We start from the raw sequence: 20,066 nt of genomic DNA, 5'->3' as shown, positions 1-20,066 counted from the left end.
CACGCCCCGTACAGCGCCCGCTCCCGCTCCACCAGCAACGGCAACGGCTCAGAGGACGTGAGGAGTTCACGCAGCGGATGCTCCGCGAGGACGGCCGTCACCTCGGGGGCCAGGGCCGGCGCGAACCGCTCGGCCGGGGGCAGGGAGTCGTCGCGCAGGGCGTCAGCGGCCGCGCGTACCGTGTCCCGGCCGGCGGCCTCGGGTACGCCCGCGGCGGCCCGCTCGTACAGCAGGGCGCCCTCCTCAAGGACCAGTCCGACGTCGATCCCGGCGGGGATCTTGATCTCGGCGGAGCGCCGCCACCCGGTCACCGGATCGCTCCAGGCCTCCACCAGGTAGCTCCAGCGGCCCATGGCCGAGGGAGTGACCCGGGCTCCCCAGAGATCGCTTCCCGGGGCCAGCTCGCGCATCGGCGCCCACGGGCCGGGGCGTCCGTCCGGATCGACCAGGACGACATTGCCGCCGACCGCGCCATGGCCTTCACCGAAGAGGGTGGCGGTGACCTGGAAGGTCTCGCCGACAACCGCCTTGGCGGGCCGTCTGCCGCGATCGACGACCGGCCGCACATCCATGACGGGTATGCGGCCGGTCTCCGGATGCGGGTCCGTGATCGCGTCCATGCCTCTCGCCTCCGCGGTTCTGGGCCCGAATCGTCGTTGCCGCGAAAGGCCCGCTCGGTACGGTCTCCGGGACCGTCGTTCAGATCCGTGCCGGAACGTCCTGCAGGTAGACCTCGGCGGCGTTCGCCGCCTCCCGCGCGCACCGCTTCCCCATCAGGACGCACAGGGTGTATCCGGTGTTCTCGAAATTCCCCCGCACCACACGGTCGGAGGGAGTCGCGAGAAGCAGGCGTTCCCACGCCCGGTAGCGCTCCAGATGCCTGGCGACCTCGGCTTTGGCAGGCAGCAGCATCACGCTGGTCACCTTCCCGATCTCTCGACCGCGCACGGCTCGCCTGGCCGGCGGATGAGGGCCGTACGCGAAGGGGGGCCGGTCCGTCACGGAGCGACACCCTCACTCATGGTGCCTGTACGGCGACCGAGCGTCTTGTTGGATCTTCAACGAGGCGGGGCCGCGCTCGGGTTGCACGAATGGAGTAGCCCTCTCATGCTGAGGGTGACTCAGGAGCGATCAGCGCTCACGCTTCGCAATCGGGGCTCGGTCCCGCAGGGGGCGAGGAGGAGCGAGAGCTTCGCCGGTGAGGAGCCAACGAGATGAAAGCCGCAGTTCCCTGCTACTACCACCTGGATGTGGAGCTCAGCGAGGAAAAGGTCGGACAGGTCAGGCGCATCCTGGCCGCGCACCTCAGGTACTGGAACCTGGAGAGTCTCGTCGAGTCCGTCTGCCGCTGTGCGGAAGCGCTGCTCCGCACCATCGAGCAGCACTCGGCGGACAAGAACACGACGATCGAGATGTGGTGGAACGGCCGGCGTCTGTTCGCCGCCGTGTCGGACAGCAGCCAGGACATCGGCCCGCACCGCGCGCCGCAGGGATGTCTGGCCCAGATCGCCGCCCTGAGTGACGGCTGGGGCTGTTGTGCCACGGATGCCGGCGGGAAGATCATCTGGTCCTCGTGGCGGGCCCGTGCCGCCGATCACGAACCGCTGGACCCGCCGGTGCCGGTGCCCTGCCTGCGCGTGGCGCGCGCGACGCCGCTGTACGCGGTGCTGCCGGAGCCCGCGCTGGCCGCCGGACGCGAGGACACCGAGCCGGCCGCCTCCCACGGGTGACCGGCCGCCCCGCCCGGCCGGCGGGTCCGCCGTGATGTCCGGTCAAGTCGCCAAGGGCGTCGATCCGTACGGATCGACGCCCTCGGCGTGCCCGGTTTCGTCCGTACGGCCGCGTCCGTACGGACACGGCCGCGTCCGGCCCGGGTCGCCGAGCCAGCCGGATGTCACGGGGTTAGGCTAATCAGTGATCGGGCTGAAACGGGCACATCGGACCCAATGGCGGGGAGCCGGTCCAGTCCACGGCCCGGACGCCGGGACCTGGGGCGGTCCCCAGATACGGGGATGCACATGTCCACAACACCGGTACAAGCGGCACGCCAGGAACTCTCCGCATTCAAGGGGCAGTTGATCGGTCCCGAGGATCCCGGGTACGACGAGGCCCGTGCCGTCTACAACGCGATGATCAACCGGCGGCCCGCCCTGGTGGCGCGCTGCACCTCCCCGGAGGACGTGGCCCTGGTCATCGGCTTCGCACGTGACCACGCCCTCCCGCTCGCCGTGCGCGGCGGCGGCCATCACGGCGCGGGCCTGAGCACGTGCGACGACGGAGTGGTCCTCGACCTCTCCCCGCTCAAGGACATCGCGGTCGATCCGGCGGCACGCACGGCACGGGTCGGCGGCGGCTGTCTCCTGGGCGAGGTCGACAACGCCACCCACGAGCACGGCCTGGCCACACCGAGCGGCATCATCTCCACCACGGGGGTCGGCGGCATCACCCTCGGCGGCGGCCTCGGCCATCTCACCCGCAAGTGCGGGCTGGCCGTCGACAACCTGCTGGAGGCCGAGCTGGTGCTGGCGAACGGCGAGCGCGTCCGCGCCAGTGCCGACGAGAACACGGACCTCTACTGGGCGATCCGCGGAGGCGGCGGCAACTTCGGCGTCGTCACCTCCTTCCTCTTCCGGCTGCACGAAGTGAGCACGGTCGTCGCGGGTCCCACGTTCTGGCCCGTCGAACTCGGCGCCGAAGTCCTCGCCGCCTACCGGGACTTCATTCCCAACGCGCCGCGTGAACTCGGCGGCTTCTTCCTCTTCGCCTCGGTCCCGCCGGGCCCCCCGTTCCCGGAGGAGCTGCATCTGAAGAAGGTCTGCGGTGTGCTGTGGTGCCGCGTCGGCGACGACACCGAGGCGGCGGCCAGGGACATGGCCCCGCTGCTCGACGCGCTGCCCGAGCCCCTGCTGCACGGCCCGGCGCCGATGCCGCACCCGGCCATCCAGTCCGCGTTCGACGCCGTCTACCCGCCCGGCGACCAGTGGTACTGGCGAGCGGGTTTCGTGAACGAGATCCCCGGCGAGGCCGTCGAGCTGCACGCCAAGTTCGGCGCCGAGATGCCGACCTGGAAGTCGACCATGCACCTCTACCCCATCGACGGAGCCGTCCACGACGTCGGCCCGACGGACACCGCGTGGGGCTACCGCGATTCCGGCTGGGCCGCCGTCTACGCGGGCGTCGATCCCGACCCGGCCAACGCCGAGGTGATCAAGAGGTGGAGCGTCGACTACTCCGACGCCCTCTTCCCGTACTCCGCCGGCGGCGCGTACGTCAACATGGTGATGGCCGAGGACCAGGAGAGCGTCCGGGCGAGCTATCGCGGCAACTACGACCGGCTGGCCGGGGTGAAGGCCGAGTACGACCCCGCCAACCTGTTCCGGCTCAACCAGAACATCGAGCCCGCGTCGAGCGACTGACTCGCCGGGCGGGGGCGTTCACGCCTTGCGGGCCACGCCCCCGTGGACGTCCGTGGGCTCGGGCGACGTACCGTGCTCCGGACGCCACAACGGGCAGGACACGATGCCGGGTTCGACCGGTTCGAGGCCCGCGTAGAACGCGCCGATCTGTTCGGGGCTGCGCAGCACGTACGGGACCGCCCCCGTGTCGTCGTAGCCCTGCTGGGCCTCCTTGAGCGCCGCGTCCGTGTCCGTGCTGTCGTAGTGCACGAAGTAGCTGTCGGAGGGCAGCGCCGCCGTCAGGCGCCGGACGATCGACCTGGCCTCCTCGTAGTCCTGGACGTGGCCGAGGATGCCCATCAGCATGAGGGCGACGGGCCGGGAGAAGTCGAGGATCCGGGATGCCGACTCGATGATCCTCTCGGGCTCGTGCAGATCCGCGTCGATGTAGTCGGTGACGCCCTCGGGTGTGCTCGTCAGCAGTGCCTGGGCGTGGCGCAGCACCAGCGGGTCGTTGTCCACGTACACGATGCGGGACTCGGGCGCGACGCGCTGGGCGACCTGGTGGGTGTTGTCGTACGTGGGCAGGCCGGTGCCGATGTCGAGGAACTGGCGGATGCCGGGCTCGCCGGCCACGAACGTGACGGTGCGGATCAGATAGTCGCGCGAGGCGCGGGCCATGGTCTCGATGTTCGGGGCGACTTCGCGGTAGGCGTCGCCTGCGACCCGGTCCACCTCGTAGTTGTCCTTCCCGCCCATCCAGTAGTTCCAGATGCGGGCGGAGTGCGGCACCGTCGTGTCGATCTTGGACAGTGCGTCGTCCTGGTCGGGTGCGGATCGGTCGGCCATCGGAGTTCTCCTGCCGTGCGTCACGCGGTCGGCCACCTACGCTAGCGGCAACAGGCTTACGTACAGTCCGAGTTGACCGATCGCCCGGGCGGGGTCGTGGGCGGCGCGGGCCGGTTCGCCGGCGTCGAGCGTGATGACGGGGACGTGCTGGGCCAGCGTCCTCAGGACCCGCTCGTAGGCGCGGACGGCCTCGGTGTCGTCCGTCCCGCCCGTCAAGTGCAGGAGTGCTCCCTCGCGTTCGGCCACCGCCTCCGCGAAGTCGAGCGCCTGGATCCACGTCACCCGGGAGCGGCCGCGGCGCAGCGGCCCGTAGACCAGCTCGTGGACGAGACCGCCGTCGACGGCCAGCCGGCCCGGCGCTGACAGGAGTTCGCGGTACGGCTGGGTGGGGTCCACGTGGTGAAGATGCCCGTGCAGCGGGCGGATCATGAAGTGCCGACGGGCCAGCTCGGCGAGGAGCGGGCGCCGGTCGAGACCGTCGGGGCCCTCGACGACGAGCGTCCGGCACCGCGTGAGGGCCTGGTGGAGGATCATGCCCGTTTCCACTCCCTCCGGGACGAACGGCTCGGCCAGTGTGGGGGGACAACCCGCACGGCGGGAGTGTGCGTGCGGGTTGTCCGGTTGTGGGGGTGTGGTTGCGGACTCGGGCACGGCGGCGGGAGGAGCGGACCGGCCCCCGGAGGCGCGGCGGGGATCGCGTTCAGGCGATCAGGAAGTCGGCCTGCCCCGACTTGGCGCCCTCGATGAACGCCGCCATCTCGTCGCGCGTCCAGATCAGCGCGGGTCCCTCGGGGTCCCGTGACTGGCGCAGCGCGACGCTCCCGTCGGGAAGCCGCTTGGCCTCGACGCAACTGCCGCCGTTGGTGCCGCTCCAGGGCTTGTGCCAGCCCTCGGTTCCCAGACCGGCCGCGGACATGCCGTTGTGCACGGGTCCCATGGATCACAACTCCTTACGCAGTTCACCCAGGAGGCCCCTGGTCCGGGTGACCGGCTCCGCCTGCACGGACATCCGGTCCAGTACCTCGAGATGGCTGACGACGTCGTCGGGCCGGTCGACGTAGACCGCGCCCACCAGGCTCTCCGTGTAGACGATGTCGGGCAGTTCGGAGAAGCCGAAGCGGAAATGGTGGAACGGGCCGAACGCGCCCGGGTGGGCGCCCACGCCGAAGCGCATGATCTGGATCCGCACCTTCGGCATGTCCAGGGCCTCGGCGAGCCGGTCGAACTGGGCCCGCATCACCGCGGGTCCGCCCACCGGACGGCGCAGCACCGTCTCGTCCAGGATCGCCCACAGGGCCGGTGCCCCGGGTTTGGCGAGCAGGTCCTGGCGCTTCATCCGCAGGGCGACGCGACGGGCGACCTCCTTGCGCGTCTCGTTGGGGAACCCGACACGCATCAGGGCCGTGGCGTAGTCGTGCGTCTGCAACAGGCCCGGGACGTAGTGGGGTTCGTAGAGGCGTATGACGCTGGCCTCGCTCTCCAGGCTCACGTAGGCGCTGAACCAGTCCGGCAGTACGTCGCGGTACGTGTACCACCAGCCGGGCCGGTTGGCCTCCCTGGCCAGGGTGAGGAAGTCGTCGGCCTCCGTCGCCGGGACCCCGTAGAGGCGGAGCAGTTCCCGCACGTACGGGATGCGGAGCCCGACCTCGGCCTTCTCGATCCTGCGGACCGTCAGGGCCGTGACCTCGATGGCGCGCGCGGCCTCCTCGAAGGAGACGCCCGCCTGTTCCCGCAGGTGCCGCAGCCGCTTCCCGAGAACCATGCGCAGGACGGTCGGCGCGCTGCCGCCGGAGCGGTTCTCGCCCATGTCCCACCTCCCGAGCACGGCCGTCTCAGGGGGCAGTGTGCCACGCGGCCGATGACAGGGACAGAGCGTTGCGGATCGTTCCGCAATTATCAGAACGCCGGTTGCACAGGCGGCGGGAGGGCCACCATAGTGATCGAGTGACCTGTCGCACATTCGGCGACGTTCACGCTCAACTGCGCTCCTCTGCACGGCAATTGAAACCCCGCCAGCTACGGATCGGAGCGCAGCCGCACGCGGATCCGGTGCTGGGAGCGGTGCTCAAGGAGGCCGGCTGCTCCTACGCCTCCCTCGCCCTGCGGGTCAACGATCTGGGGCGCCGCCAGGGCACGGACTCCCACTACGACAAGGCGTCGGTCACCCGCTGGCTCCAGGGCCAGCAGCCCCGGGGCGGCACACCGGAGTTGATCGCGGCCGTGCTGTCCGAGCGGCTCGGCCGCGCGCTGTCCCCCGCGGACCTCGGATTCCACTCCGACCCCCAGCGCCCCGTCGCGAGCAGAGCGCTCGTCTACGGCGAGGACGTGGCCGAGACCCTGCACACGCTCGCGGAACTGGGCTCCACCGACATCTCCCGCCGCAGCCTCCTCGGCACGGTTCCCTTCGTCCCGGCATCGCTGACGAACCCTCAGCGCGAATGGCTGCTCTGGCTGCTGGAACACCAGGAGGCGCTTGCCCCGTCCCTTCCCGTGAGCGGCGGACCGGTCGAGCAGGTGCACGCGATGATCGCCGTCTTCGACCAGATGGACAACCACTACGGAGGCGGCGGGGTCCGCACCAGCATCGTGCACTACCTCTCCACCGAGGTCGTCCCCATGCTCCAGCGGCGCGGCACCCCGTCCGGGCAGCGCCGCAGGCTGTTCGCGGCCGCCGCGCGCCTGGCCGCCATGGCCGGCTGGAGCTCGTACGACGCGGGAGAGTACGGCCTCGCCCAGCGCTACATGACCCAGGGCCTGCGGCTGTGCGCCGAGGGCCGCGACAAGGTGCTCGGCGGCCAGATCCTCGCGGGGCTCTCCCACCTCGCCACCAGCCTCGGCCGCCCCGACGAGGGGGTGGCACTCGCCCGCGCCGGAATCGTCACGGCGCAGGGGGCCGGCAGCCCGCTCGGACTGATGCGGCTGTACGCCATGTCGGCCCGCGGACACGCCGCGCAGGGGCGCTCGGAGGACACGTCGAAGGCGCTGCGGCTGGCGGAGCGGCACCTGGCGGAGAGCAAGGGGGCCGAACAGGAGTCGCCGTGGGTGCGCTACCTGGACCACCACTACCTCCAGGCGGAGTCCGCGCTCTGCTTCCGTGACCTGGGGCTCGCCCGCCAGGCCGAGCGCACGGCGAGCGAATCGCTCGGCTCGGGCGCCGACCGGCGACGGCGCCAGGCCATCAGCCGCTCGGTCCTCGCGACCGCGCACCTGCAGCAGGACCGTCTGGACGAGGCCGTCGGCACCGCGACCCTGGCACTGGAGACCCTCGGCGCCGTCCACAGCGAACGGTCCGTCCAGGCCCTGCGGGACTTCCGCAGACGGCTCGAACCCCGTCGGGCCGAACCGGTCGTGCAGGAGTTCGAGCGCCGCTCCCGCGGTGTCCTCGGCACAGCGGCCTGACGAACGGTCACGGCACCGGAGGCAGGGCGCGGTCTCGTGACCGGGAGCCGCACCGCCGGGCCCTCGCGGGGGTTCAGTAACCGTCGGGGGAGGGGGCGTTCTGGGCGCGGTCGACCGGGAGGTGCGCGCCGGAGATCCCGCTCGACCAGTCCGACAGCAGGAACGCGACGACCCGGGCGACCTCCTGCGGCGCGACCGGGCCTCCGCCCGGCAGCTCCGCCGCCACGAAGCGGGCGAACGCCTCGGGTTCCTCCCGGCGCATCCGGTCCCAGCGCCGGCCCGGTATCAGCATGGAACCGGGGGAGACCGCGTTCACCCGGATCCCGTCCGGACCGAGCTCGCGGGCCAGCGAGGCGGCGAGCTGGATCTGCGCCGACTTCGCCACCGAGTACTGAGCGGGCGGGCCCGGCTTCCAGCCGGAGATCGAGGAGATCACCACGACGGAGCCGCCGCCCGCGGCGCGCAGATACGGGACCGCGGCCCGCACCAGCCGGGTCGCGTGACCGACGTTCACCGCCCAGGTCGCGGCCCAGTCCTCGGCGTCCGCCTGCTCGAAGCCGCCGCCGCGCGAACCGCCCGTGCAGGCCACCACCCCGTCGAGGCCCCCGAAGCGTTCCGCGGCGTCCTCGACGAAGCCCTCCAGGTCTCCGGGCGCGGTGACGTCGAGCCGCCGGGTGAACAGATCCGGGCCCATCGAGACGGCCAGCGCGTCCAGGTCCCGCGCGGTGCGCGCGCAGGTCGCCACCCGTACCCCCTCGGCGGACAGCAGCCGCACGATCTGCTCGCCGAGTCCGCGTGTACCGCCGGTCACCAGGACCCGTTTGTCGCGCAGTCCCGCACGACCGGTGTCACCGTCGACGGACACCGTCGCCCCGCCCCCGCTCCCGTTCCTCACAAGATCGAACATACATCCCGCACCACTACGCGCTTGCAACCGGACAACCCGAATACCCCCTGGTCGCCCCGGCAGTCCGGCGTGTTGGCTGCACGGGCAGCCGCAGCGACAGCCGCCCCCCCCCGGGCTGCACCCGAAGGAGGACCGATGCCGGCATCCAGCGCACCGCGCCGCGAGCCGACGCCGTCACCGGTCCACGGCGACGCGGCTCCGGGGCGGGAGACGCGGGCACCGGGAGAAGGGGTCCACCCGGCGGACGGCCAGGCGCCCCGCACCCATGTCGGCGAACGGCCCGAGTTCCTGGCACCCGCGCCGCCGACGACCCCGGTCCCGACCGAACACGCACGCTCCGAGACCCCGGCCCCGACCGGTCCCGTAAGGCCCGTGACCCCGGCCTCGACCGGTCCCGTACGGCCCGAGGCCCCGACGCCGGCCGGTCCCGAACGGCCCGTGACCCCGGTGCGGACCGGGTCCCGACCCTCCGCCTCCCCGGCCCAAGCCGTACCGCCCTCCGCCCCCGCAGCCCCCGCAGGCATCGCGGCGAGCCGGACGAAGGGGGCGCACTCGCTGCGGGCCACCGTGCCGGCGCATCCCTCACGGGTGCCCGCGGTGCGGGTCCTGGTCGCCGAGTACCTGACCCGCCTGCGGCTGCCGGCCGGGCGCGTCGACGACGCGGTGCTCGCGGCCGGGGAACTCCTCACCAACGCGCTCAGACACGGCAGCCCCGACCGCGATGACACGATCACCGTCGCCATCGACTGCGATCCGCGCGAGCTGCGGGTGTCCGTCGCCGACCGCTCGCCCGCCCTGCCCGCGGCGGGCACGGCGGGCGGCACTGAGGAGTCGGGACGCGGACTGACGCTGATCGCCGCGCTGAGCGACGACTGGGGCGTCGCTCCGCCCGAACCCGGCACCAAGGGAAAGAAGGTGTGGTTCTCGATGGTGGTTCAGGCAGTGCCGTGAACGTCGCCCCGCGGCGCCCGGCCGGGGACACCGGGGCGCGCCCCGGCGGCCCGGGCGTCACGCCGATGGTCCCGGAGCTCGCCGGGGCCCTCGCGGGGGAGCTCGTACGCCGGGCGGACTAGGAACGCGGCCTGCTGCGCCAGGCGCGCGACGGTCCCGCCGGAGCCTGGCGCGAACCCCTGGCCGCGTGCCGCGCGGGCAACGCCTGAGCGCTCGCGGTGATCGTCCGGCGCACGGCCGGCCCACCACCGCCCAGGTCGGCGCACCCGCCTCGACCGCGGCCCTGATGATCCTGCTGCACGCCCTCGACCTCGGCTCGACGAACAGACGCGGCGCCTGCGCGAGGGCGAGTGGGGCTGCCGGGGAACGTGATGTGCAGCACGCCCGGAAATACCCCGTTCGGGTGGCGCGGAATGATTCTGGCTGGGCACGGCTTGATCACCGATCAAGAAAGGAAAAATTGCTGGCCACGGGTGGTGCGGCGCATTTGACACTTCGTTGAGGGCACAGATAGGAACAACTCTCTGAAGTGGAGAGGTGGACTGTGCGCGAGCCCAACGTGGTCGGGGACTGGCAGGAGTACGACGAGCAGGCCGGCCTGCGTGTTCGCGTTCATGGTGTGGAAAAGGCCGAACCCCCGAAGGGGCGCGACGACGCCGCCGACGAACTCACCTACTTCAGATTCCGGGTGACCGTCGAGAACCGCGGCACCGAACATTTCGGCATCCACCTCGAAGACGGCCAGATCGATATCCGTGTCGGCGCCGACGGCGAGAGCGCGTTCCTCGACTGGCGGAACTCCCAGTTCATCGAGGGATACGACGTCTATCCCCTGCGCCGGGCGACCGCGGTCCTCTTCGCGGCCGGCCCCGACGCCGCCCTGAACCGGATGGACATCCAGGTCCAGCTCAAGGTCGACGACGAGTGGACCGAGCGCTACCTCTGGGCGGGCGGCGTCGAGCACGACGCGTCCGTCGACGCGGGCGCGCGACCCGACACGGCCCGGGACAGCCTCGCCTGTCAGGTGAGCAACTTCCTGCGGCGCGAAGCGGAGTCCTGAACCACCCGAGCGGAGCCCCGAACCACCTGAAAGGCGACGAGTCGGGCCGGCCCCGGCATTCGTGCGCCGGGCTATGGTCGCGGGGTGAGTCGAACCGAAGCGCGCTCCGAAGGGGCGGGTCCCTTCACGACCCGGTTGACCTGGCGTCTCATGGACGGGCGCGTCGCGGTCTGGGAATCGCGCCTGGCCCGTAAACGCGGCGTGCTCACCGTGCGCGTCCCGGGGGAGGCGGAGGGCCGGTCCCGGCGGGCGGACACCGTCTCGATCGCCCGGCTGCGCCGGCTGAACACCATCGCGGCGGCCGCGTTCACGGTCGGCGGGCTGCTGTTCGCCCTCGGAGCAGGGGTGGCCCAGTTCGGCTCGGGGGGTGCCACGGGTGCCTGGATCTACTTCACCGGCGGTCTGTTCTTCAACACCGGGGGCTACGCCTCACTGCTCCAGGCGGTGAACGCTCCGCGCCGCGACAGCGAGTCCGACGCGCTCGCCGGGCGGCGCTGGCGGTGGTGGAGCTACGAGCCCGGCCGCATCGACTGGCTCAGCACGTTCCTGCTGTTCGCGGGGACGCTCGTGTTCGGCGTCAATCTGCTCGACTCGCTGCTCAAGGGACTCTCCGTCCAGCAGGTGGACCGGCTGATCTGGGCTCCCGACATGGTCGGCTGCGTCCTGTTCCTGGTCTCCGGCCACCTCGCCGTGGTGGAGGTGTGCCACGGGCGCCCGCGCGTCCTCGCCGGCGACCTCGGCTGGTGGATCGTCGCGGTCAACCAGCTCGGATCCGTGCTCTTCCTCGTCTCGGCGCTGGCCGCCTACACGCGTCCGGCGACCGGCAGTCTCGTGAACGTCGACATCGCCAACTGGGGCACCCTGGTGGGAGCGCTCTGCTTCTCCGTGGGAGGCGTGATGCAGTTCTACGAGCGGCCCTGAGGTCCGGCTACCGGTCGCTCGCCGGGTTGCCCTCGACCCACTGGATGAGGAGCTGCCGTACGTACGGATTGCCCTCCTGGGCGGCGTGCGCCAGCCGCTCCGCGCTCGCCCGCGCCGCGCGCCAGGCGGCCGGGGTGTCCTCGGCGTTGGCCTGGTCCGCCGCGGCCAGCGCGTCGGCCGCCAGGAGCCGGAGGTCCTCCGAGAGGTCGTCGTCGGCGGCGGCCCGGTACGCCTCCAGGCGCAGGGCCGCGAGGGCCGACGGCGAGGGAGCGGGCTGCGCGGGCGGCTGGGCGTAGCCGCTCACCGCTATGACCACGCAGAAGGTGGCGACGTCCCGGCGGTTCTCCGACTGGCCTTTGGCGACGGCGGGCGCCAGCCACCTGGGAGCCCGCCAGTGCGAGACCGCGGTGGCGACGAGGAGCGCAACCGCCAGCAGCGCGAAGGGAATCCAGCCACCGAAGAACCAGCCGAGGGGCCCGAGGACCAGGAAACAGACGGCACTGCTCATCCATATCCGGCGGCGGCCGAGTCTCAGGTGTCGTGGATCCATGTGTCTCAGTGTCTCAGGGGCGCCCGGGGTGCGCCGAGGGGGCGGGCGATTCCCGCGGTCCCGCCGGCTTCCGGCCGGACCGGAGTCACGGCCGGGGTGTCCGACCGCTCCTCGTGCCGTCGTGGCGGGCGCGTGTCGTGACGGTCCGCCGGAGGCCGGCGCGCTCCCGGCCCCGGCCGGGGCCGGCGTGAACCGTCGTGAACCGGCCTCGTGAGCGCGGTGGCGGCTGTGAACGGCGCGTATCGAATGGCCGGAGATGGTCCTGTCCATCGCGACCCCCCGTACGTACGATTTCGTCGCCCCCGGCCTTCACAGCTCCTTCACAGCCGGGAGCCGGCTGCGCCTGCGTATTTGTCATGCGCATGCACAAATGAGCCGCGCTTGATCCAACGCACTGGTCCGCGACGGTTCCCCGGTCGTCCGGGGGGCCGCACCCCCCATTCATGGCGGCACGCCTCTGCGCTGCCGCCGGAACACCGACGCAACGGATTGGAGCACCATGGCCGGTGGCCTGTTCATGGGTGGCGCGATCGCCGCCCTGTTCGCCACAGCGCTTCCCCTGTCGAGCCCGTCCTCCGGTATCCAGGACCCGCCCCCGGACAAGATCGTCATCAGTGTCGCCACGGTCAACGGATCCGGCTGTCCGCAGGGAACCGCGGCTGTCGCCGTCTCCCCGGACAACACCGCCTTCACCGTGACCTACAGCGACTACCTCGCCCAGGTCGGAGGCAATGCCGACCCCACCGCGTTCCGCAAGAACTGCCAGCTCAACCTGATCGTGCATGTGCCGCAGGGCTTCACCTATGCCATCGCAAGCGCCGACTACCGCGGCTTCGCCTCTCTCCAGCGGGGAGCGACCGGCACGGAGAAGGCCTCGTACTACTTCCAGGGCTCCCCGAACACGGCCTCCATCTCCCACCCCTTCCGCGGTCCGTACGGCGACGACTGGCAGGCCACGGACACCACGGACTGGGCCCAACTGGTCTGGGCTCCCTGCGGTGTCCAGCGCAACTTCAACATCAACACCGAGCTCCGCGTCAGCGCGGGCACCTCGACGCCCGGCAGCTCCAGCTTCATGACCATGGACTCGACGGACGGTGACATCAGCACCGTCTACCACCTGGCCTGGAAGGAGTGCCCCGCCGCCTGACCGCCCCCTCCCGGCGGGTCCCCGGCCGGCTCCGCCGCATCGGAGCCGGCCGGGCAGGTCCGGGGCCGTCCGAGGGCGGGGCCTAGGGCCTGTCTGACAATTCCCGTCTGCCCGGCGACGCCGTGCACGCACTCTCGCCACACCGGCCCCAGACCCGAGTACACCCAGTACGCAGGTCTGGGGCCGGCATGCCGAGAGCACGCACCTGACGCCGCCGGGCCGCCCTCCGGGCGACGACGGGAATTGTCAGACAGGCCCTAGGGCAGCAGCTTGTCGACCGCCGCGGATCCCTCCTGCTGGAGCTTCCGCTCCGCCCAGGCGAGGTTCTGCGGTGTGACATCGCGACCCGCGGCGAGAACCAGGTCCTCGGCCGTCACCGGGCCCTCGGTCCCGGTGTGCAGCAGTGCGTCGGGGGTCGCCCTGTCTTCGGAGGGTGTCTCGGACTGGCTCATCGGCATGGTCTCTCCCTGTTCCACCGGATCTGTATTCACGCTACGGGCATTCCGTACGCCCCGCGCGACACGCCGGGAGCCGGGGCCGGTGCACAGGTGCCGCGACAGGCGAACCCCCGTTCGGCTGCGCTGGAATGTCGGGTTTTGTTCGCGGAGGTGATGGTGGAGGAGCTCGCACCACTGCGAATGAACGGAGCTTGGAATGCGTATTCGTCTGATGGCCGCCGCCGGACTCGCCAGCGTCGCCCTGCTGGCCACCGCCGGGACCGCCGCCGCCGACCCCGTGCCGGTGGTCGGCGCGGCGGCGAACAGTCCCGGAGTCCTGTCCGGCAACGTCATCCAGATCCCGGTCAGCATCCCGGTCAACCTCTGTGGCAACACGGTCAACGTGGTGGCCCTGCTGAACCCGGCGGCGGCGAACAGCTGCTCCAACAGCTGACGGCCGACGGTCCGCGGGGCCGGGCGCTCGCCGCCCGGGCCCGTCGACCGGCCCGAGCCCGGCGGCACACTCATCCTCCCGAGTGAGCCGCCGGGCTCGGTCGTGTGCGGAGGGGATTCCCCGGCGGGAAGGGGTGGCCGGTCGCCCGTCGGGACGGGGCGCGGCACGGTTCTCGGTTCGGGGCGCGGCACGGTTCTCGGTGTGGGGTGCCATGCGGTTCTCGGGTTGGCCTGTACATGACCATCTGGGCGGGCCAGACTGTGCGCCGACCGGACACCCCCCATCGAGGAGCACCCTTCATGCGCATGCCCGCACGGCAACGTTGTCACGCGGTTCTGGCCGGGCTCGTCACCCTCACCACCGCCGCCGTCCTCTCCGTGGCGACCGGCGCGCCCGCCTCCGCCGCCGACACCTGGAACGAGGTGGGTTCGGACCGCGCCGACCCGCTGACCGAGAGTCAGGGCCTCACCTCCGTCGAGGTCCCGGCGGGCAGCCCCAACCGCTACACGGGCCTCGGCACGATCCCGGTGGGCGTGAGCAGCCGGGGCTGGAACCACGTCGGCGACCCGGACGCCTCGTACAACGGCTACTACGTGGAGCCCTATCAGAGCGACTCCGGCGGCTCGAAGATGTTCCGCGTGCAGGCGCCGGGCGGCGCCTGGTCCGAGTACGTCCACAAGCTCAGTGCCGGAGAGGCGCTGAACAACTCCTTCGTCTCCATCGCACCGAGCGGTACGTGGATGGTGTCCGGCGAGTACGGCACGATGAACCGGCTCCTGGTGTTCCCCACCCCCGGCGTCAACCCGGCCACCTCGCCCTCGGCCGACCTCCCGCGGGCGTCGACCGTCAACCTCGACCACGCCGTACGCGACGTACAGGGGTGCGACTTCGTCACGGCGACCCGGTTGCTCTGCTCGTCCGACGACCCCGCCGGAACGCTCTTCGGGACGACCAGACCTCTGCTCCAGATCGACCTGTCCGCCGAGCCCGGCGGCTCGGCCGACGTCTCCGGGCACGTCACGGCGCTGCGTCAGCTCCCGCTGCGCAGCTCCTGCTCGGGCACCTTCGAGGTGGAGGGCATCGACTACGACCGTCGCAGCGCGACCCTCCGCGTGATCGTGGTCTCCCCGGGCTTCTGCGTGCTGACCGACAGCAAGACCTATCGCTTCACCAGGGGTTGAGCCCACACTTCTGACGGGACCTGGGCGCGCCCCCCGCCGCGGGGCTCCGACCGGCGGGGGGCGTACACGCCCCGAAAGGGCTGGGTCTATGGTCAGAGGCAGATTCAGAGTGATGGGGGGCCGACTGTGGTGCAGGACGAAGCCGTGATCGGCTGCACGGGGGAACTGCTCATCGGCACCCGGGGATCCGCCGGTCCCGGCGAGATCCTGGTGCGCGTGAGAGGTGGATCCGAGACCTTCCTCGCCTGGTCTCGGGAGCCCCTGCCGAAGGGGGCGACCGCGCTGGTGATCGAGTCCAGAGGATGTCGCACGGTCGATGTCATCGAGTGGGCCGATCCGCTGGACGCGCTCGACGGCGACGCCGTCGGCGAAGGCTGAGAAGGAGAAGCATGTTCGGTTATCGCGTACCCGCCCCCGACGAGGCGATGTTGATCTCGGGTGGCAGGCGGGGACTGGGGGGCGCGCCGTTCCGAGTGGTGACGGGCCACGGCAAGTTCGTGCTTCCCGTCTTCCGCAAGACCCGCTTCCTGACCCTGTCCATGTGCGAGTCGGAGGTCACCGAGACCTGTGTCACCAAGCAGGGCATCTCGCTGCACGTCCGTGCCGTGATCGCTTTCAAGGTCGGCAACGACACGGAGAGCATCATCAACGCGGGGCAGCGGTTCCTGTCCGACCAGGATCAGATGTCGGTCCTGACCGGCCGGATCTTCGCGGGCCATCTGCGTGCCATCATCGGCTCGATGACGGTCGAGGAGATCGTCACCGAGAGGCAGAAGCTCGCCGCGGAGGTGCTCGACACCTCGAAGCTGGAGATGGCGAAGATCGGCCTCATCGTCGACTCGCTCCAGATCCAGTCGATCGACGACGGAGACACCGGCTACATCGACGCGATGTCCGCACCGCACAAGGCGGCCATCCAGCGCCAGGCCCAGATCGCCCAGGCGCAGGCCACCCAGGCCTCCGTCGAGGCGGAGCAGGTCGCGGCGCGCAACCAGGCCGAGTACGCGCGGCAGACCGCGATCGTGAAGGCGGAGTACTCGGCCGAGGTGGACCGGGCGCAGGCGATGGCGGCCCAGGCGGGTCCCCTCGCCCAGGCCCACGCCCAGCAGGAGGTCCTGGCCGCGCAGACCGAACTGGCCCAGCGCGCGGCGCAGTTGCGTCAGGAGCAGCTCGTCGCCGAGGTCGTCAAGCCGGCCGAGGCCGAGGCCGAGCGGATCAAGGTGCTCGCGATCGCCGACGCCGAGCGCATGAAGATCCAGGCCGAGGCGGCCGCCTCGCACGACCGGGTCGCGCTCGACCGGATGCTGATCGACCAACTGCCCCTGATCGTCAAGGAAGCGGCCGGCGGTCTCGCCGGCGCGAACGTCAACGTCCTCAACGGCGCCGACGGCCTCGGCGAGATCGCGGCCGGCCTGGTCGCCCAGGGCCTGACCATCCTCGACTCGGTCCGCCAGAACCTGGGCGGGCAGAACCCCGAGAGCGGCGCCGCGAAGGCGAACGGCCCGCTCGAACTCCCTGGACGCCGCACGCCGGTCGACATCGAGGGCGACGAGCCGAAGGGCGCCGGGCAGGCGAACTGACGATCGCCGGATCCCGTATCCCCGCGTCCGCCGCCCCCTTCCGGGGCGGCGGACGCGGCCGTTTTCCCGGGTGAGCGCGGCCAGTTCCCGTGGTGAGCACGGCCGTTTCCCTGGCGGACGCGACCGTTTCCTGGGGTGGGCACGCCGGTTCCCGTGGCGGACACTCCCGTTTCCCCGGGTGGACGCGGCCGATTTCCCGGGTGGCTACTGCCGTTTCCCCGGGCGGGCCCCGGGGTTTCCCCGGGTGGGCGCGGCGGTCCGGCTGTCTCCCCCGGCGCGGGAACACCACGGTGCACGTTCGTATCAAGAGGCCCGGATGTCCCTCAAGTCCCTTACACTCTGGCCCAGTTGATCGTTTGACGCGTCCGCCCCTGGAGGAGCGCATGCCCCGGACACCCTCGCGACGTACCGCAATCAAGGGCCTCGCCGCCACCGGCGCCGCGGTCGTCGGGTTCGATCCCTTCACCCGGAGCTGGGCGGCCACCACGACCGACACCACCCGCCGGCCGCTCGCGGGCCTCCCGTCGCTGGACGGCAGTGTGCACACCGACGACGCCTCGCTCACCGCGGACGCCGACGACTACGGACACATCGTGCACCGGCGTCCCGCCGCGGTCCTGCGACCCGGCTCGGTGCGCGACATCGTCGCCATGGTCCGCTTCTGCAACAAGCACGGCATCTCCGTCGCACCGCGCGGCCAGGGCCACGCCACCCAGGGGCAGGCGCAGGTCGACGGCGGCCTGATCGTCGAGACCACCCCGCTCGCGTCCATCGGCCCGGTCGGACCGGGCAGCGCGACGGTCACCGTCGGCGCGGGAGCCCGGTGGAGCGAGGTCGCCCGGGCCACCCTGGCCCACGGACTCACCCCGCCCACCTTCACCGACTACCTCGAACTCTCCGTCGGCGGAACCCTGTCGGTCGGCGGTATCGGAGGCCAGACCCACCAGCAGGGCGCCCAGGTCGACAACGTGACGGAACTCCAGGTCGTCACCGGGGCGGGCGAACTCGTCCGCTGTTCCCGGACCCGCAACAGCGACCTGTTCCACGCCGTGCTCGCCGGACTCGGCCAGTGCGCGATCATCGTCGCCGCCACCCTGCGCCTGGTCCCCGCGCCCGGGACCGTACGGCACTACCTCCTTCCGTACGACGACCTGCGCACGTTCCTCGACGACCAGCGGCGGCTCGTCGAGGAGGGCCGGTTCGACTACGTCGAGGGCCAGGTGACCGCCGACGCCGACGGCGACTTCAACGCGTACGTCATCGAAGCCGTCGCCTACGGTCCGCCCGTCGGTCCCGTCCCGGACGACACCGCGCTGCTCAGCGGACTGCGCCACGACCCCTCGGGCGTCCAGGCGAGCGACCTCGGCTACTACGACTTCCTCGACCGGCTCGCCGCCGGAGTCGCCGCCCTCAAGGCGGCGGGCCTGTGGGCCTTCGCCCACCCCTGGCTGAACCTGCTGCTGCCGGGCCGTTCGGCGGCGACGCTGACCGCATCCCTGCTGGCGGACCTCACCCCGGCCGACCTCGGGCCCGGCGTCGTCCTGCTGTACCCGGTGCTGCGCGAGAACCTGCACGCCCCGCTGCTGCGCACCGCCGACGACCCGGTGTCCTACCTCCTGGCCGTTCTGCGCACGACCCCGCCCGAGGACACCGCGACCGTCGACCGGCTGCTCGCGGCCAACCGGGCCGCCTACGAGACCGTCCACGCGGCGGGCGGCACCCACTACCCGGTCGGCTCGGTCCCCTTCGGCGCGGCGGACTGGCGCGAGCACTTCGGCCCCGCCTACCGGCGGCTGGCTTCCGCCCGGCACACCTACGACCCGCGAGGAATCCTGGTCCCCGGGCAGGGCATCTTCTGACGGCGGCGGCGGTCACCGGCGGTCCGTCCGCCGGTGACCCCTTCCCGGCCCGGTGTCACCAGCGGCCGGGCTCACTGCCCACGATCGGCACGGACGGCTCGCCGTCCACCCCCTTCGGGACGTCACCGGCCAGCATCACCCGGTGCATGACCCGGGGGTGGTCGAGGTGGGCGGTGTCGCTCGGTGCCAGATGGATGGTGGCGCGGTTGTCCCAGAAGGCCACACTGCCCGGCTCCCAGCGGAAGCGGACCGTGTACTCGGGCCGGGTCGCCTGCTCCAGCAGCATGTCGAGCAGCGCCCGGCTCTCCGGCCGGGACACCTGGAGGATCTGCTCGACGTAGTAGCCGTTGACGAACAGCACCCGCTCGCCCGACTCCGGGTGCACCCGCACCAGCGGGTGATCGGTGGCGATCTGACGGTCCAGCAGATGACGGGCGTACGCGTCGTCGCCCGGCCGGCTCTGGTAGCCGACCCCGAGCCGGTGCTCGGCGCGCAGGGTGTCGACGAAGGCACGGACGGGAGCCGAGAGGCCCGCGTAGGCGGCGGCCAGGTTCGACCACGTCGTGTCGCCGCCGTACGGCGGTACGGTCTCGGCGCGCAGAATCGTCGCGGCCGGGGGATCGACGCGGGCGCCGTGGTCGCAGTGCCAGCCGCGCAGCAGCGAGTGACGGCGTCTGCGCAGCCACTCCTCGTGGTCCATCCCGTAGCGCCCGCCCAGTTCGAGGCGGTCGGCCGTCGTCTCGACCTCGGGGAACTCCCCGGGCGACACGCTGCCCCGGGACCGGAGGCGGACCGGCGTTCCGAACCGGTGGGCGAAGGCGACGTGCGAGGCGTGATCGAGTCGCTGGCCGCGGAAGAACAGCACCTTCCAGCGCAGGAGGGCCGCCCTGATCGCGGCCACGACCTCGTCCTTCAGCGGCTCCGCCAGGTCGACTCCCGTGATCTCGGCGCCGATGTGTCCCGCCGCCGGCTTCACTTCGAGAGATGTGACCTGGTCCGTCATGGGGCCTCCGTGGCTCGTGTGTCCTGCTCGTCGGCTCCAGCATGACCGCTCGACCGGGGACCCGACAGGCCGCCTCGCACGCGGCGACGGGCCTCGGCCGGGGGAGGGCAGCGGTGCGCGGGAGAGCGGGAGGGGGCTTCGCTCGGGACCGGCTGAGGGTGTCGGCCGGGAAGGGCGGCGGTGCCTCGGCGGGGAGGGCGCGCGTTCGCGTGAGGACCGGCGCACACGGGAGGCGCGCGGCGCGCACGGGGTGTGCGCGGCGTCCTCCACGTCACCGGGTCGCACTCCCTGTCGGCGGACACGGACCGTGCCGAGAATGAGGCACAGTGAACGGGACCCGCCCTCCATCCGCATAGGGGCGGGGCCCGTT

General features: G+C 71.8%; 21 protein-coding genes and 1 pseudogene. 12 read left to right on the top strand and 10 right to left on the bottom strand.

From position 1 onward, the window contains the following. Both ACFYYF_RS15510 and ACFYYF_RS15505 read right to left on the bottom strand, forming a co-directional pair. On the bottom strand, positions 1-620 hold a 620-nt coding region (locus ACFYYF_RS15510), incomplete at its 3' end, for a maltotransferase domain-containing protein (RefSeq protein ID WP_388775685.1). 100 nt (positions 621-720) lie between these two features. Further along, positions 721-912 (bottom strand): annotated as a pseudogene (locus ACFYYF_RS15505) (DUF5133 domain-containing protein); the annotation flags it as partial. Between the two features lie 302 nt (positions 913-1,214). Between ACFYYF_RS15505 and ACFYYF_RS15500 the strand changes: the two are divergent. Together ACFYYF_RS15500 and ACFYYF_RS15495 are read left to right on the top strand one after the other, a co-directional pair. Continuing rightward, entirely contained in the window at positions 1,215-1,730 is a 516-nt protein-coding gene (locus tag ACFYYF_RS15500) for a pep a2 (RefSeq protein WP_388775682.1), read from the top strand. A gap of 288 nt (positions 1,731-2,018) precedes the next feature. Further along, a complete protein-coding gene (locus ACFYYF_RS15495) occupies positions 2,019-3,416 on the top strand; it encodes an FAD-binding oxidoreductase (protein ID WP_388775678.1) in 1,398 nt (465 codons plus the stop codon). Between the two features lie 18 nt (positions 3,417-3,434). On the opposite strand, the gene ACFYYF_RS15490 is transcribed toward ACFYYF_RS15495, so the two are convergent. From ACFYYF_RS15490 to ACFYYF_RS15475, 4 genes are all read right to left on the bottom strand, one after another. Then, a complete protein-coding gene (locus ACFYYF_RS15490) occupies positions 3,435-4,244 on the bottom strand; it encodes an SAM-dependent methyltransferase (protein ID WP_388775676.1) in 810 nt (269 codons plus the stop codon). A 36-nt stretch (positions 4,245-4,280) separates the two neighbouring features. Further along, entirely contained in the window at positions 4,281-4,778 is a 498-nt protein-coding gene (locus ACFYYF_RS15485) for a hypothetical protein (protein ID WP_388775674.1), read from the bottom strand. A gap of 166 nt (positions 4,779-4,944) precedes the next feature. Further along, positions 4,945-5,181: a DUF397 domain-containing protein gene (locus tag ACFYYF_RS15480; protein ID WP_361692432.1), complete on the bottom strand. Its 237-nt coding sequence runs from the start codon at positions 5,179-5,181 to the stop codon at positions 4,945-4,947. Positions 5,182-5,184: 3 nt separating this feature from the next. Beyond that, the gene (locus ACFYYF_RS15475) at positions 5,185-6,051 is read right to left on the bottom strand and encodes a helix-turn-helix domain-containing protein (RefSeq protein WP_388775672.1); all 867 of its coding nucleotides are present in this window, start codon (positions 6,049-6,051) and stop codon (positions 5,185-5,187) included. 194 nt (positions 6,052-6,245) lie between these two features. On the opposite strand from ACFYYF_RS15475, the gene ACFYYF_RS15470 reads away from it, so the two are divergent. Next, positions 6,246-7,643 (top strand): hypothetical protein, encoded by a 1,398-nt coding sequence (locus ACFYYF_RS15470; protein WP_388775751.1) that lies wholly within the window; start codon positions 6,246-6,248, stop codon positions 7,641-7,643. A gap of 73 nt (positions 7,644-7,716) precedes the next feature. Here the strand turns inward: ACFYYF_RS15470 and ACFYYF_RS15465 are convergent, their stop codons facing one another. Next, positions 7,717-8,538: an SDR family NAD(P)-dependent oxidoreductase gene (locus tag ACFYYF_RS15465; protein ID WP_388775669.1), complete on the bottom strand. Its 822-nt coding sequence runs from the start codon at positions 8,536-8,538 to the stop codon at positions 7,717-7,719. 147 nt (positions 8,539-8,685) lie between these two features. Between ACFYYF_RS15465 and ACFYYF_RS15460 the strand changes: the two genes are divergently transcribed. From ACFYYF_RS15460 to ACFYYF_RS15450, 3 genes are all read left to right on the top strand, one after another. Then, on the top strand, positions 8,686-9,501 hold the full coding sequence (locus ACFYYF_RS15460) for an ATP-binding protein (RefSeq protein ID WP_388775667.1): 816 nt from the start codon (positions 8,686-8,688) through the stop codon (positions 9,499-9,501). Between the two features lie 544 nt (positions 9,502-10,045). Continuing rightward, on the top strand, positions 10,046-10,561 hold the full coding sequence (locus ACFYYF_RS15455) for a hypothetical protein (protein WP_388775665.1): 516 nt from the start codon (positions 10,046-10,048) through the stop codon (positions 10,559-10,561). 84 nt (positions 10,562-10,645) lie between these two features. Further along, complete coding sequence (locus ACFYYF_RS15450; RefSeq protein ID WP_388775663.1) at positions 10,646-11,482, top strand: hypothetical protein; 837 nt, start codon at positions 10,646-10,648, stop codon at positions 11,480-11,482. Positions 11,483-11,489: 7 nt separating this feature from the next. Here the strand turns inward: ACFYYF_RS15450 and ACFYYF_RS15445 are convergent, their stop codons facing one another. After that, entirely contained in the window at positions 11,490-12,032 is a 543-nt protein-coding gene (locus ACFYYF_RS15445; protein WP_361692453.1) for a hypothetical protein, read from the bottom strand. Positions 12,033-12,531: 499 nt separating this feature from the next. Between ACFYYF_RS15445 and ACFYYF_RS15440 the strand changes: the two genes are divergently transcribed. Then, complete coding sequence (locus ACFYYF_RS15440) at positions 12,532-13,182, top strand: DUF4360 domain-containing protein (protein ID WP_361692456.1); 651 nt, start codon at positions 12,532-12,534, stop codon at positions 13,180-13,182. Positions 13,183-13,439: 257 nt separating this feature from the next. Here ACFYYF_RS15440 and ACFYYF_RS15435 read toward each other — a convergent pair whose 3' ends face one another. Then, positions 13,440-13,640, bottom strand: coding sequence for a hypothetical protein (locus tag ACFYYF_RS15435; RefSeq protein ID WP_388775661.1), 201 nt, complete (start codon positions 13,638-13,640; stop codon positions 13,440-13,442). A 196-nt stretch (positions 13,641-13,836) separates the two neighbouring features. Between ACFYYF_RS15435 and ACFYYF_RS15430 the strand changes: the two genes are divergently transcribed. From ACFYYF_RS15430 to ACFYYF_RS15410, 5 genes are all read left to right on the top strand, one after another. Then, positions 13,837-14,073, top strand: coding sequence for a chaplin (locus tag ACFYYF_RS15430; protein ID WP_361692462.1), 237 nt, complete (start codon positions 13,837-13,839; stop codon positions 14,071-14,073). Between the two features lie 299 nt (positions 14,074-14,372). Continuing rightward, positions 14,373-15,254 (top strand): hypothetical protein, encoded by an 882-nt coding sequence (locus ACFYYF_RS15425; protein ID WP_388775659.1) that lies wholly within the window; start codon positions 14,373-14,375, stop codon positions 15,252-15,254. 126 nt (positions 15,255-15,380) lie between these two features. Next, the gene (locus tag ACFYYF_RS15420; protein WP_361692468.1) at positions 15,381-15,632 is read left to right on the top strand and encodes a hypothetical protein; all 252 of its coding nucleotides are present in this window, start codon (positions 15,381-15,383) and stop codon (positions 15,630-15,632) included. 11 nt (positions 15,633-15,643) lie between these two features. Then, positions 15,644-16,834, top strand: coding sequence for an SPFH domain-containing protein (locus ACFYYF_RS15415; protein ID WP_388775656.1), 1,191 nt, complete (start codon positions 15,644-15,646; stop codon positions 16,832-16,834). A 383-nt stretch (positions 16,835-17,217) separates the two neighbouring features. Continuing rightward, complete coding sequence (locus ACFYYF_RS15410) at positions 17,218-18,693, top strand: FAD-binding protein (RefSeq protein ID WP_388775653.1); 1,476 nt, start codon at positions 17,218-17,220, stop codon at positions 18,691-18,693. 55 nt (positions 18,694-18,748) lie between these two features. Here the strand turns inward: ACFYYF_RS15410 and ACFYYF_RS15405 are convergent, their stop codons facing one another. Next, positions 18,749-19,696, bottom strand: coding sequence for a TauD/TfdA dioxygenase family protein (locus tag ACFYYF_RS15405; RefSeq protein WP_388775651.1), 948 nt, complete (start codon positions 19,694-19,696; stop codon positions 18,749-18,751). Positions 19,697-20,066: the final 370 nt, after the last annotated feature.

It is taken from the genome of Streptomyces sp. NPDC001914 (assembly GCF_042891215.1).
Taxonomy (GTDB): domain Bacteria; phylum Actinomycetota; class Actinomycetes; order Streptomycetales; family Streptomycetaceae; genus Streptomyces.
The sequence above is the reverse complement of the archived record's forward strand: the minus strand, read 5'-3'. Positions and strand labels throughout refer to the sequence as shown.